This is a genomic window from Rhodococcus sp. JCM 9793 (assembly GCF_055380405.1).
The window spans coordinates 5716670-5730368 of the sequence record NZ_AP043721.1 but is presented as its reverse complement, the minus strand read 5'-3'; the positions used below and the strand labels follow the sequence as shown (position 1 = coordinate 5730368).

Here is a 13699-nt window from a genome sequence, read left to right as displayed (position 1 = left end):
CCATGGCACCGCGTAAGACCGTCGATCCCGTCGAACTCCGTGAGGCACTCCTACGCGTCGAGGCGTGGGTGTCGGGCAGCAGCGACGAGAAGCCGCCGCGGGCCGACCTCGCGGCAGCGGTGCGGCTCAGTGCCCGCACCCTCGAGCAGATCGCACCCGGTTCGAGTGTCGAAGTGCGTGTGCCGCCGTTCGTGGCGGTGCAATGCATCGAAGGGCCCCGGCACACTCGTGGGACGCCCCCCAACGTCGTGGAGACGGATCCCCGCACGTGGCTGCGCCTCGTCGTGGGACTCGAGGTGTTCGACGACGCGGTGGATACCGGCGGCGTGGACGCGTCGGGCACCAGGACGGGCGAGATCGCGCACTGGCTTCCCGTGCTGCGCCTCTGATCGGGAGGCCCGTTCGGGTGCGTGGTCAGGGACGTCCCGGACGGCACGTAGAATGGGACCTGCCCCGATTTTGTCCAGCCCCAGGGAGCACCCCGGTGACCAGTGCCGATCTGTCGGTTCACACACGTAATCTTCTCGCCTCGGACGAACCCGAGAACGAGCCGCGCGAAGAGTGCGGCGTCTTCGGAGTGTGGGCTCCGGGCGAGGACGTGGCGAAACTCACGTACTACGGATTGTATGCGCTTCAGCACCGAGGTCAGGAGGCCGCGGGTATCGCTGTCTCCGACGGCTCGCAGGTGCTCGTATTCAAGGACCTCGGCCTGGTGAGTCAGGTCTTCGACGAGCAGACCCTCGCCGCGATGCCCGGCCACATCGCCGTCGGCCACTGTCGCTATTCGACGACCGGGTCGACGACGTGGGAGAACGCGCAGCCGATCTTCCGCACGACCGCAGCCGGCACCGGAGTGGCGCTCGGCCACAACGGCAACCTCGTCAACACTGCAGAACTTGCACAGAAGGCCCGTGAGCTGGGCGCGCTCGACCAGAATCGTCCGGGCGCAGCGTCCTCCGACTCCGACCTCGTCGGTGCACTCCTGGCTCACGCTGCGGCAGACAGCACGATCGAAGACGCCGCAATGAAGCTCCTGCCGACTCTTCGTGGTGCCTTCTGCCTGACGTTCATGGACGAACACACCCTCTACGCGGCGCGCGACCCGTGGGGCATCCGGCCGCTGTGCCTGGGCCGCCTCGATCGTGGCTGGGTGGTTGCCAGCGAAACCGCGGCGCTCGACATCGTCGGTGCGTCCTTCGTTCGCGACATCGAGCCAGGTGAGCTGCTCGCCATCGATTCCGACGGCGTCCGGTCGTCCCGTTTCGCGGCGCCCGAGCCGAAGGGCTGCGTCTTCGAATACGTGTATCTGGCGCGCCCCGACTCGACGATCGGCGGACGGTCGGTGCACGCGACCCGCGTCGAGATCGGCCGGCGCCTCGCCAAGGAACACCCGATCGACGCGGACCTCGTGATTCCGGTCCCCGAATCCGGCACTCCCGCCGCGGTCGGCTACGCCCAGGGCTCGGGTCTGCCGTACGGGCAGGGCCTGATGAAGAACGCCTACGTTGGCCGCACCTTCATCCAGCCGAGCCAGACCATCCGTCAGCTCGGTATCCGGCTCAAACTGAACCCGCTGCGCGAGGTCATCCGCGGCAAGCGTCTCGTCGTCGTCGACGACTCGATCGTGCGCGGCAACACCCAGCGCGCGCTGATCCGCATGCTGCGTGAGGCAGGGGCGCTCGAGATCCACGTCCGGATCGCGTCGGCTCCTGTGAAGTGGCCCTGCTTCTACGGCATCGACTTCGCGTCGCCCACCGAGCTCATCGCGAACGGTGGCGGTCACCGCGACACGAACGCCGACGAGCACGACTACGACGAGATGGTCGAGATGGTGCGCCGGTCGATCGGCGCGGACTCGCTCGGTTACATCTCGATCGACGGCATGGTCGGCGCGACCGAGCAGCCGTCCTCGCGTCTGTGCGCGGCGTGCTTCGACGGGCAGTACCCGATTGCGCTGCCCACCGAGTACGCGATCGGCAAGAACGTTCTCGAAGGCGTCGTCGATGCGGAATCGGTCACTCCGACCGTCCTGGACAATGCCAACGCGGACGTTCTGAGCCGCCCGTAGATCCGGTTCCGGTACCGTGAGTGCGCGGTCGGCTCTCTCGGGCCCGCTTTCGCATGCGTTCTGACGGAAACCGGCCACCCTGCATTTCGGTCACGAACGTGCCGTCACGCAACCGACAACCCTATTCACAACTCGAAGCTGGAGCCGACAACCCATGACCGAGGAGACAACCCCCGGAGCTTCCTACGCAGCGGCAGGCGTGGACATCGAGGCGGGCGACAAGGCCGTCGAACTGTTCGCCCCGCACGCGAAGAGGGCCACACGACCGGAGGTGCTCGGAGGTCTCGGGGGCTTCGCGGGCCTGTTCGCACTCAAGGGCGACTACAAGGAGCCCCTCCTCGCCGCGTCCACCGACGGCGTCGGCACGAAGCTCGCGGTGGCGCAGGCATTGGACAAGCACGACACCGTCGGGCTCGACCTGGTGGCGATGGTCGTCGACGACCTGGTCGTGTGCGGTGCCGAGCCGCTGTTCCTACAGGATTACATCGCCGTCGGGCGTGTTGTGCCCGAGCGGGTCGCCGAGATCGTCTCCGGCATCGCCGAGGGCTGTGTCCAGGCCGGCTGCGCCCTTCTCGGCGGCGAGACCGCGGAGCACCCGGGCGTGATGGCCGACGGAGACTACGACCTGTCAGCGACCGGTATCGGTGTGGTGGAGGCCGACAAGCTCCTCGGACCCGACCGCGTCCGTCCGGGTGACGTCGTGATCGCGATGCGATCGTCGGGCCTGCATTCCAATGGATACTCCCTGGCACGCAAGGTGCTGCTCGAGATCGGCAAGATGAGCCTGACGGCGCACGTCGACGAGTTCAGCCGCTCGCTCGGCGAGGAACTGCTCGAGCCGACGCGGATCTACGCGAAGGACTGCCTGGCTCTCGCCGCCGAGACGGAGGTGCGCACCTTCTGCCACGTCACCGGTGGCGGACTCGCTGCGAATCTGGCACGAGTGATGCCCAAGGGCCTCGTCGCGGAACTCGATCGCACCACGTGGAGCCCGGCACCCGTGTTCGGGCTGATCGCTCAGCGCGGACGGGTCGAGCGCGTGGAGATGGAGAAGACCTTCAACATGGGCGTCGGCATGGTCGCGATCGTCGCGCCCGAGGACGTCGATCGTGCCCTTGCGGTGCTCACGGCCCGGCACATCGAGAGTTGGACTCTCGGAACGGTCCGCAAGGCGCAGGACGCCGACGGTGAGCGTGCGCTGCTTGTGGGAGATCACCCCCGCTTCTGACGGGTGGACGGCAAGTACGAACAAGGGTCGGGGATTCACGCTGGAGCGTGAATCCCCGACCCTTCGGTGTTCATGTCAACTCGCTGTCGTTGCGTCGCACACGCACGAATGCCACTCGATCAGTCGACGTCACCACCAGTGGAGGGGGAGCCGATGTCGGCTCCCCCTCCACTGGGGTATACGTCTGGTCAGCGACGCCAGTCGTCGTCGCGGTCGTCGTCCCAACCGGAACCTTGGTCGGCGAAGACCTCGTCCCTGTGCGAGTTGGGTGCACCGCCCGACAACTCTCCGTCCGACAACTCTCGTTGAAGGCTCTCGAAGTCGGTGGATGGCGAGCTGTACTTCAGTTGCCTTGCAACCTTGGTCTGCTTTGCCTTAGCTCGGCCGCGGCCCATGGCCAACCCCCTCGCGCTTTGACGGGGCGGCCTGGGGAATTTGGCGGCCCCGGTGTGTTGAGTATTTTCCTGTGCCCCACTTTAGCTTGGAAAACTCAGTTCCGCTCCCACCCACCCACCCAGGCGGGTGTCCGTTACATCTCATTCACACCCGACCTGCGGTAATACGGTTTTCACATGTGTGAAGATGCGGTTCAGAACACCCCCGGCACGGCTCGGACGGTGCCGACACGCACACCGCCACCGAGCACAGGTTGCGAGGCGAGGGCTGCGAGCTTCTCATCGACAGTCACTCCGAGCCGAGTGAGAACCGCGGCAGTGAGGGGAAGCCGGGCGCGCTCGTGACCATCGTCGATCTTGAACGCGAACGCCGAGCCGTCCGGCAATGCACCCGCATGGATGCCGTCGGCTCCGGCCTTGCACATCAGTCCCGGAACGGCTTGCATCAGCCGCAGATCGTCCTTGCCCGATCCCGAGATGAGGAACGGGTGCTCACGGATCGCATCGGCGACGGCGTGTTCGGGCGTGTCGGGTTCGGCGGTCACCAGCCGGGAATACGCGCGCGCCAGGTTGATCAACGGCACCGGGACGATGGGAAGCCCGCATCCGTCGATGCCGAGATCGGTCTCCTCGAGGTCGCCCGTGAGATCGAGGATCGTCTCCACCACCGCCCGCTGCAGGGGGTGGCCCGAGTCGAGGTAGCTCGAGGTGGGCCAGTCGTTCACGGCGCACGTCGCGAGCATCGCGGCGTGCTTACCCGAACAGTTCATGTATGCCGGACGAGGGGCTCGGCCCGCCGCGAGGACCTCGGCGCGGGCAAGTTCGTTGGCGGGCAGATCCGCGGGGCAGAGCAGTGCGCTTTCCTCGAAGCCCGAATAGGCGAGGAGCTCTTCGACGAGTTCGATGTGGTCCGATTCGCCTTCGTGCGAGGCCGTCGCGATGGCGAGTTCGGCGGAGTTGCGCGGCGCGAAGCCCAGTCGCAGCATCGCGGTCGCCTGCAACGGCTTGTTCGACGATCGCGGGTAGATGGGAGTGTGGACCTCGCCCAGCGAGACGATCACCTCACCACGCGGATCCAGGACGACCAGGGATCCCCGATGTACGCACTCCCGGAAGCCGGAGCGCACCACTTCGACCAGTTCGACGCTCAATACTCCACCCGTACCTCTCGCCCGGCGACACGGCGCCGAGCCTTGTCCGCGACGCTCGGCGACAGATCGTCCTGCTGCTCGAGCATCGTCGCGATCCGCTCCGGGTCGCGTCCGGTGAACAGATCTCGCACGGTCACCCCGTGTTCGGGCACACCCTCGACGACGATCCGGTCGCCGGGCTGCACTGGGCCTTCGACGAGCACCTTCAGATAGACGCCGGTGTCGCCTCGGGCTGCGAACCGCTTGACCCAACCCGATTCGCCCGACCACACGCCGAACGTGCCGCAAGGCGTGCGAGGGCCCGTCACTTCGAGCAGGAGGCCGGCGTGGCCCACCCGCCACCGCTCGCCGATGACCGCGTCGCTTGTCGCGATGCCGCTCGTCCGCAGGTTCTCCCCGAACCATCCGGCGGGAAGGTCGCGTCCGAGGTCGTGGGCCCAACGCCGGGCTTCGCCGTCGCCGTACACGTAGACGGCCTTGAAACGGCCACCGTGGTGCTCGGTGTCGCACTGCCGATCGCCGGACAGTCCGAGACGTCCGACGTGGACGGGGCCTTCCACCGGTCGCTTGTCGATCCCGGTTTCGGTGACGCGGCGTGTGCCGCTGGCCCGGATCTCGTGCAGTACGCACACGGCGTCGACCCGGCCGGGATTCGCCGCGTCGTTCACCGCCCGCGCAGCCGCTCGATCGCAAGTCGGCCGGCCTGGACCGCGTCGTCGGACGGCACCGAATCCGGATCGATCGCCACTGCACACGGACCCGCGACGAGAGCGGTGTCCGGCGCGATGTTCCGCTTGACGAGAGCCAGGGCGATCGGACCGAGCTCGTAATGATCGACGACTGTGCCGAGCCGCCCCACTGTCCGGCTTCCGGCGGTGACGGCCTCGCCCGGTTCGGGGCGACCGTCGGCCGAGCCATCGAGGTGCAGCAGCACCAGGTGTCGCGGGGGTTTGCCGAGATTGTGGACGCGGGCCACGGTCTCCTGACCGCGATAGCAACCCTTGTCGAGGTGTACGGCACCCGCTTCGGCGGGGCTGCCGATCCACCGCGCTTCGTGCGGGATGGTGCGGTCGTCGGTGTCGAGACCCACCCGCGGCCGGGCATCGGCGACGCGCAGTGCCTCGAACGCCCATATGCCCGCGGCGCGGGCCCCGGCAGTGGTGAGCGCGGTGACGGTCTCCGCGAGCTTCTCGCGCGGCACCAGAAGGTCGTAGGAGTGCGCGGTGGGCCACGGCATCCGCCGCACGAATCCACCGCCTGGGAGCGCGATGGCCGAATAGGCCTCGGTGGGTAGTGCCTCGAGGCCCAGCACGGCGAGGATCTGTGCGTTGCCCGCATCGGGGCCCATCAGGGTCAGTACCGCAAGTTCGTTGCCGTCGCGCGGCTCGGCCTTCGCCCAGAACACCATCTTGGTGAGGAAGCCGAGGAGGTCGGGGCCTCGGTCGTGTTCGGTGTCGATCCACGTGACACCGTCGAGGTCGGTCTGCACGAAGTGGTGCTCGACGCGTCCGTTCAGGTCGAGACTGAGGTTCTCGGCGGAGGTGCCGTCGGGCAGCGACTGCACGTGCTGGCTGGAAATAGTGTGCAGCCAGCTCAGGCGTTCGTCGCCGGGAATCGCGATGACGAAGCGGTTGGACCGGTCGACGACGGCAACGGAGGCGACGGCGGCACGCTGTTCGCCCAGTGGATCCCCGTAGTGCCACGGCAGGCCCTCATCGGGACTTCCGGGCGGTGACGCGACGGCATCGGGGAAGGTGAGCAATGGGCTCTCGGACACGATCGGAAACTCGGCCACGACACCAGTCTATGGGGAAGCGATCGGCAGGGGAGTAGTGGATAGGGTGGGCGGCATGGCTGATCGGGTGCTGGTGACACTGGATGGCGAGGTGAGGGATGCTGATGCGCCCCTGCTGCACGCCGACGATTTCGGAGTGCTGCGAGGGGATGGTGTCTTCGAGACGCTGCTGGTGAGAGGTGGCAAGGCCCGCGCGGTCGAGCTGCATCTTGCACGGCTCGCATCGTCGGCATCCGCGGCGGATCTGCCCGCCCCCGAACTCGACGACTGGCGACTGGCGATCGACCTCGCCGTCGAGCAGTGGGGCGACGAGCGGGAAGGCGCGCTTCGCCTCGTGTACACGCGCGGCAGGGAAGTCGGCAACGAACCCACCGCGTTCCTGCTGGTGACGCCGGTGGCCGAGCGTGTGGAGACCGCCCGACGCGACGGTGTCTCGGTGGTGTCGCTCGAACGCGGATACTCCGTGGATCTCGCGCAGAAGGCGCCGTGGCAGCTCCTCGGTGCGAAGACTCTCTCGTACTCGACGAACATGGCCGCGCTGCGGCACGCGGAATCGGTGGGAGCCGATGACGTGATCTACACGAGCAGTGAGGGGCACGTCCTGGAGGGTCCGCGGTCGACGGTGGTGATCGCGCGCGGACGGACGCTGTTCACGACACCGCCGGAACTGGGTATCCTGCCGGGTACCACCCAGCAGGCGCTGTTCGACGCAGCGGGTGAGCACGACTTCACGGTGCGCTACGAGGCGCTGCGGCCGGCCGATCTCATCGTCGCCGACGGCGTGTGGCTGTTGTCGAGCGTGGCGCTCGCCGCGCGCGTGCACACTCTCGACGGTCACTCGCTGGCCACCGAGGCGCTCGACGGGGAGATCGAGAAATTGGTCGACAAGGCGATCGACGCCGCACGCTGACAGTCGAGTGACCTCGGCGGTCGAGCCGGCCGAGGTGTGGTTGTGGCCACCGATGGTGGGCGACGCCGACATTTTCTACTACCGTTCGTAGTAACAGGCCGTTGTGCATGTGCGTCGGCGGCTTTGTGTGCAGAATCCGACGTGGGCCTCGCGCTCGGACTTCATTCAGGTACTGGGCTCCACCTGTACTGGCTCGACTCGGAGTGGCAATGGACGTGCTCGACCTGTCCCGATGGCAATTCGGGATCACGACGGTGTATCATTTCATTCTTGTTCCGTTGACCATCGGGCTCGCCCCGATGATCGCGATCATGCAGACGATGTGGGTGATCACGAAGAAGGATCACTGGTATCGGCTCACCAAGTTCTTCGGGAAGATGTTCCTGATCAACTTCGCACTCGGTGTGGCCACCGGCATCGTGCAGGAATTCCAGTTCGGCATGAACTGGAGCGAGTACTCGCGCTTCGTCGGCGACGTGTTCGGTGCGCCGCTCGCGCTGGAAGGGCTCGTCGCCTTCTTCATGGAATCCACCTTCCTCGGACTGTGGATCTTCGGCTGGAGTCGCCTGCCCAAGCTTGTGCACCTCGCGACCATCTGGCTCGTCGCCATCGGCGTCAACGCCTCCGCGTTCTTCATCATCGCGGCCAACTCGTTCATGCAGCACCCGGTCGGTGCCGTCTACAACCCGGAGACGGGTCGCGCGGAACTGACGAGCATCTGGGAACTGCTCACCAACAACACCGCGCTCGCGGCGTTCCCTCATGCGGTCGCAGGCGGCTTCCTCACGGCGTCGACTTTCGTTGCCGGTATCGGCGGATGGTGGATGGTGCGGAACATGCGTCGCGCCAAGCAGGTCCGCGAGTCCGACGCTGCCGAGACGGATGTTCTCGAGGCCGAGCGTCTCGAATCGGACGCGCGGACGATGTTCCGCCCGGTGACCCGGCTGGGCCTGCTCGTGATGATCGTCGCGGGTATCGGCCTGTTCGTGACCGGCGACATGCAGGCCAAGCTCATGTTCGAACAGCAGCCCATGAAGATGGCATCAGCAGAATCGCTGTGCCATACCGAAACCGATCCGAACTTCTCGATCCTCACCATCGGGACCCACAACGACTGTGACGGCGTGATCCACGTCCTCGATGTTCCGTTCGTGTTGTCCTACCTCGCCGAAGGCGAGTTCAGTGGCGTGACGTTGCAGGGAGTCGAAGACCTGCAGGCCCAGTACGAACAACAGTTCGGCCCGGGCAATTACAAGCCCAACCTGTTCGTCACCTACTGGTCGTTCCGCGCGATGATCGGCCTCGCGGCGGGATCCGCAGCGCTGGCGCTCGCCGGTCTTTGGGTCACCCGCCGCGGACGGGTGCCCGATCAGAAGTGGTTCGGATGGCTCAGCATCGCGGCGATCCCCACACCGTTCCTCGCGAACAGCGCCGGCTGGATCTTCACCGAAATGGGCCGCCAGCCCTGGGTGGTCCACCCGAACCCGACCGGCGTCGACATGATCCGGCTCACCGTCGAACAGGGCGTGTCGGACCACGCGCCCGCGACCGTGATCACCTCGCTCGTCGCGTTCACTCTGGTCTACGCGGGCCTCGGTGTCGTGTGGTTCTGGCTCATCCGCAAGTACGCGATGGAAGGCCCACTCGAGCACGACGCGCAGCCACCCGGTGAGCACGACGACGAGTCCGACGACAACGGACAGCCCAAGCAGCTGTCCTTCGCGTATTAGGAGACGGTCATGGGGCTTCAAGAAGTCTGGTTCATCCTGATCGCCGTACTGTTCACCGGATACTTCGTCCTCGAGGGATTCGACTTCGGTGTCGGCATGCACATGCCGGTACTCGGACGGGGGAGAGACGAGCCCGCCGACACCCGTCGGCGCGTGCTGCTCAACACCATCGGGCCCGTGTGGGACGGAAACGAGGTGTGGCTGATCACCGCCGGCGGCGCAATGTTCGCCGCCTTCCCCGAGTGGTACGCGACCCTGTTCTCCGGGTTCTACCTCCCGCTGCTGCTGATCCTGCTCGCGCTCATCGTCCGCGTGTGTGCCATCGAATGGCGCGGCAAGATCGACGACCCGACGTGGCGTCGCCGCTGTGACTGGGGCATCATCTTCGGCTCGTGGGTACCCGCGGTGCTGTGGGGCGTGGCATTCGCGAACATCGTCCGCGGCGTCGCGATCGACGAGGACAAACAGTACGTCGGTGGGTTCTTCGATCTGCTCAACCCGTACGCCTTGCTCGGCGGCGTCACCACCGCACTCGTATTCGCTCTGCACGGGGCGGTGTTCATCGCACTCAAGACTGCGGGCGACGTGCACGAAGACGCGGTGAAACTCGCTCGGCGATTGGCGATCCCGGCGATCCCGGTCGCGGGTGGGTTCGTACTGTGGACCCAGCTGGCCTACGGCAAGGACTGGACATGGACCCTCGTGGCCGTCGCGGCGGTGTCGCTGGTGGTGGTCGCCGCGCTCACCGTCGTCGAGCGTGAGGGCTGGGCGTTCGCGTTCACGACCGTCGCGATCATGGCGACCGTCGTGCTGCTGTTCGGGTCGCTGTTCCCGAACGTCATGCCGTCCACCCTGGATCCCGCATGGTCGCTGACGATCGAGAACGCGTCGTCGAGCCCGTACACATTGAAGGTCATGACCTGGGCTGCGGCGATCATGACCCCGGTCGTTCTGATCTACCAAGGTTGGACGTACTGGGTGTTCCGCCAACGCATCTCGACCGGTCAGATTCCCCGATCCATCGGCCTGCCCATCGGAACCAAGTGACCGTCGAAGCCGCTGCGGTCCCCGCCGACGTGCGCGCACGTCGGCGGGGACCGATCGATCCGCGGCTGTGGCGTTACTCCGCCGTTGCGCGGGGGTACCTCGTCCTCACCGTCCTGACGGCACTCGTCGATGTGGTGATGGTGATCGTGACCGCACTCATGGTCGGCAAGGTCCTCGCCGGGGTCATCACCACCGACGCGCGGTCGCTCGGGGATTGGACCACCGAACTCGGTGTCCTCGCCGCGGCCATCGTCATGCGGGTCGCGGTGACCTGGCTGCATTCCCGCTTCGCGCACCGGTCCGCTACGCGTGTGATCGCCGAACTCGAACACGAAGTCCTCGATGCCGCATCGAGTCTGCCGCCCCGCGCACTCGATCCGCGCCGCGCCGAGATCGCCACTGTGCTCACCCGCGGACTCGACGGACTCGGCGACTACCTCACCGGCTACGTGCCGGCCCTGCTCCTGACCGTCACGCTCACACCGATCACGATCGTCGTCATCGCCACTCAGGACCTCACTTCCGCGATCATCGTCGTGGTCACTCTTCCGCTGATCCCGATCTTCATGATCCTCATCGGATTCCTCACCAAAGGGAAAGCCGACCGCACCCTGTCGGCGATGACCACTCTGTCGTCGCAAATGCTCGACCTGGTCGCGGGACTGCCGACCCTCCGTGCACTGGGCCGTGAACGCGGACCGGAAGCCCGTGTCCGCGAGTTGGGAGACGTTCACCGGCGCACTACGATGTCCGCGCTTCGAGTCGCGTTCCTGTCCGGCACCGTGCTCGAATTCCTTGCGACGCTCTCGGTCGCGCTCGTCGCCGTGACCATCGGCATGCGCCTCGTCACCGGCGGGATGCCCCTCGAAGCCGGCATCATCGCACTGATACTTGCGCCGGAAGCCTACCAGCCACTTCGTACCGTGGGCAGCAAGTTCCACGCCGCTGAGGACGGGATGGCCGCCGCGGAAAGAGCATTCGCGATCCTCGACAACGCTGCAACCGTTGCACCGCGACCCGCACCGGCAGCGGTTCGGGCGCGTACCGATCCGAGCCGGGACCCCGCACCGGAGTTGGTGTTCGATGGGCTGAGTGTCGCGGGCCGCGACGGATACGCCCCGCACCGGCTCGACGCGGTGTGCCGACCCGGCGAGATCACTGCGCTCACCGGCCCCAACGGCAGCGGTAAGTCCACCGCGTTGCTCGCGCTCCTCTGCCTCGCCGAATCTGCGGAAGGGCACGTCACCGTCGACGGCATCCCGGCGGAAGGCACCGATCAGTGGTGGCAACGGGTCGCCTGGCTGCCGCAGCGACCGGTGCTCCTTCCCGGAACCCTCGCCGACAACCTGTGGCTCACCGGGGTCGACCCCGCGAACCCCGAACTCGACGCCATCTGCGCGGCCACGGGATTCGACGCCGTCCTCGCCGAACTTCCGGATCGGTGGAACACCGTCGTGGGTGCCGACGGAACCGGTCTGTCGCTGGGCCAACGGCAACGGCTGGCACTCACCCGAACTCTGGCGTCACCGCGAGAAGTCCTGCTGCTCGACGAACCCACCGCACACCTCGACGAAGCCACCGAAGCCACCGTCCTGGACGCCCTTCGCGCTCGTGCACGGGCGGGTCGCACCGTTGTGATCGTTGCGCACCGACCTTCCCTGCTCGCGATCGCGGACCGGGTGGTCACTGTGGAAGCCGGTGCCCGATGAATGATCTGCGACGAGCCATGGTGTTACTCGAACTCGAGCCTCGCCGCGTGATGATCGCTGTGGCCGCGGGTGTCGCGACACTCGGCAGTGCGCTTCTGCTCGCCGGACTCTCGGCGTGGCTGATCGTGCGCGCGTGGGAGATGCCTCCGGTCCTCGATCTGACCGTCGCGGTCGTCGCGGTGCGTGCGCTGGGTATCTCGCGCGGACTCTTCCGGTACTTCGAGCGGCTCGCCACGCACGACACCGCACTGCGCGGCATGACGTCGGCGCGGGCGCGGCTGTACGAGCGTCTCGCCGAGGGGGATCCCGCTGCTTCCGCAGGGTTGCGACGTGGGGATCTGCTCTCGCGCACCGGCTCCGATGTCGATGCACTCGGCGACGTCGTGGTGCGCGCCCTTGTGCCGATCGCCGTCGCAAGTGTGTTGAGTCTCGCCGCTGTGGTCACGGTCGGGGTGATCGCACCGGCGGCCGGCGCTGTACTTGCCGTCGCTCTGCTGGTGGCGGGGGTCGTCGCACCGTGGCTGTCGGCGTCCGCTGCGGCGCGTGCGGAAGCCGACGGCGACGCCGCCCGGACTCGCTTCGGTGAGGACGCTGTGACGGCACTCGACCACGCCGCGGAACTACGTGTCGCGGGGTGTTCGACCTCCGTGACGGATCGGGCGCGGGCCGCGAATCTCGAATCGGTGCATGCCACGGACCGTTCGGCGGTGCCCGCCGCATTCGCGGATGCGGCCGTGCCCCTCGCTGTCGGAGCGAGTGTGCTCGGGGCTCTCCTGATCGGCGTCACCGCATTCGGTTCGGATGTTGCGTCGATGAGTCCCACGACGCTCGGCATCCTCGTGTTGCTGCCGTTGTCCGCATTCGAAGCCACCGCGGTGCTCCCTGCTGCGGCGCAGACACTGACCCGTGCTCGACTTGCGGCACGGCGCATCGTCGACCTGCTCGACCGTGCAGACCGCCCCGTGCCCCGCGGCGCCACATCCGCGGACGGTCCAGGCAGACTCCGTGCCGACGGGTTGCGCAGTGGATGGCCGGGAAGCTCGGCCACCGAACCCGTCGACCTGGACGCGGCCCCCGGTTCGAGGGTCGCGATAGTCGGGGGCAGCGGTAGTGGCAAGACCACCACGGTGATGACCCTGGCCGGGCTGCTGGCACCGGCGGGCGGGTCGGTGACCCTCGACGGTGTGGATCTCGTCGAGATCGAGCAGGCTGCGCTCCGTCGACGTGTCGTGTTCTTCGCCGAGGACGCCCACATCTTCGACACCTCGATCCTCGAGAATCTGCGTGTTGCCCGAGGCACTGTCGACGAGTCCGAGGCGCGGGCCGCTCTCGCGTCGGTCGGGCTCGGACCGTGGGCCGACGGATTGCCGGACGGAGTGCACACCGTGCTCGCCTCCGGCGCCCGCGACATCTCGGGTGGACAGCGCCGCCGGTTGCTCCTGGCACGCGCGATCCTGTCGTCGGCGGAGATACTGCTGCTCGACGAACCGGCCGAACACCTCGATGCGGAGGACGCCGCGTACCTGCAGCGGCAACTCCTCGATTCGGGTTCGGGACTCGTCGATCCTGCCCGTACGGTCGTCGTCGTCACACACAGCCTGCCTGCGGACACCGCAGCCGACCTGGTGGTACGCATCGAGAAAAATGCGTTGCCGACGCCGTGATC

General features: G+C 67.0%; 12 protein-coding genes. 8 read left to right on the top strand and 4 right to left on the bottom strand.

The window, feature by feature from the left end; genetic code table 11:
- Positions 1-2 precede the first annotated feature (2 nt).
- The 3 genes from ACZ46K_RS28685 (at position 3) to purM (ending at position 3296) form a co-directional block, all read left to right on the top strand.
- Positions 3-389, top strand: a complete 387-nt coding sequence (locus ACZ46K_RS28685; protein ID WP_054806553.1) for a sterol carrier family protein — start codon at positions 3-5, stop codon at positions 387-389.
- A gap of 95 nt (positions 390-484) precedes the next feature.
- Positions 485-2068 (top strand): amidophosphoribosyltransferase, encoded by a 1584-nt coding sequence (gene purF / locus ACZ46K_RS28680; protein WP_054806552.1) that lies wholly within the window; start codon positions 485-487, stop codon positions 2066-2068.
- Positions 2069-2222: 154 nt separating this feature from the next.
- Positions 2223-3296: a phosphoribosylformylglycinamidine cyclo-ligase gene (gene purM, locus ACZ46K_RS28675; protein WP_054806551.1), complete on the top strand. Its 1074-nt coding sequence runs from the start codon at positions 2223-2225 to the stop codon at positions 3294-3296.
- A 188-nt stretch (positions 3297-3484) separates the two neighbouring features.
- Here purM and ACZ46K_RS28670 read toward each other — a convergent pair whose 3' ends face one another.
- The 4 genes from ACZ46K_RS28670 to ygfZ all read right to left on the bottom strand — a co-directional run bounded on the left by ACZ46K_RS28670 (position 3485) and on the right by ygfZ (position 6637).
- Positions 3485-3691 carry a DUF3073 domain-containing protein gene (locus tag ACZ46K_RS28670; protein ID WP_054806550.1) on the bottom strand — a complete coding sequence of 69 codons (207 nt, stop codon included), beginning with the start codon at positions 3689-3691 and terminating at the stop codon, positions 3485-3487.
- Between the two features lie 194 nt (positions 3692-3885).
- Positions 3886-4842, bottom strand: a complete 957-nt coding sequence (locus ACZ46K_RS28665) for an asparaginase (RefSeq protein ID WP_464746104.1) — start codon at positions 4840-4842, stop codon at positions 3886-3888.
- Positions 4839-5510 carry an MOSC domain-containing protein gene (locus ACZ46K_RS28660; RefSeq protein ID WP_464746102.1) on the bottom strand — a complete coding sequence of 224 codons (672 nt, stop codon included), beginning with the start codon at positions 5508-5510 and terminating at the stop codon, positions 4839-4841. The genes ACZ46K_RS28665 and ACZ46K_RS28660 overlap by 4 nt, the downstream gene beginning before the upstream one ends.
- Positions 5507-6637 (bottom strand): CAF17-like 4Fe-4S cluster assembly/insertion protein YgfZ, encoded by a 1131-nt coding sequence (gene ygfZ, locus ACZ46K_RS28655; protein WP_464746100.1) that lies wholly within the window; start codon positions 6635-6637, stop codon positions 5507-5509. Before ygfZ ends, ACZ46K_RS28660 begins: the two co-directional genes overlap by 4 nt.
- Positions 6638-6692: 55 nt before the next feature.
- On the opposite strand from ygfZ, the gene ACZ46K_RS28650 reads away from it, so the two are divergent.
- The 5 genes from ACZ46K_RS28650 (at position 6693) to cydC (ending at position 13697) form a co-directional block, all read left to right on the top strand.
- The gene (locus ACZ46K_RS28650) at positions 6693-7547 is read left to right on the top strand and encodes an aminodeoxychorismate lyase (protein ID WP_054806547.1); all 855 of its coding nucleotides are present in this window, start codon (positions 6693-6695) and stop codon (positions 7545-7547) included.
- A gap of 209 nt (positions 7548-7756) precedes the next feature.
- Entirely contained in the window at positions 7757-9277 is a 1521-nt protein-coding gene (locus tag ACZ46K_RS28645) for a cytochrome ubiquinol oxidase subunit I (protein ID WP_054806546.1), read from the top strand.
- Between the two features lie 9 nt (positions 9278-9286).
- A complete protein-coding gene (gene cydB, locus ACZ46K_RS28640) occupies positions 9287-10324 on the top strand; it encodes a cytochrome d ubiquinol oxidase subunit II (protein ID WP_464746098.1) in 1038 nt (345 codons plus the stop codon).
- Entirely contained in the window at positions 10321-12033 is a 1713-nt protein-coding gene (gene cydD, locus ACZ46K_RS28635) for a thiol reductant ABC exporter subunit CydD (protein WP_054810538.1), read from the top strand. The genes cydB and cydD overlap by 4 nt, the downstream gene beginning before the upstream one ends.
- Positions 12030-13697: a thiol reductant ABC exporter subunit CydC gene (cydC, locus tag ACZ46K_RS28630; protein WP_464746095.1), complete on the top strand. Its 1668-nt coding sequence runs from the start codon at positions 12030-12032 to the stop codon at positions 13695-13697. Before cydD ends, cydC begins: the two co-directional genes overlap by 4 nt.
- Positions 13698-13699: the final 2 nt, after the last annotated feature.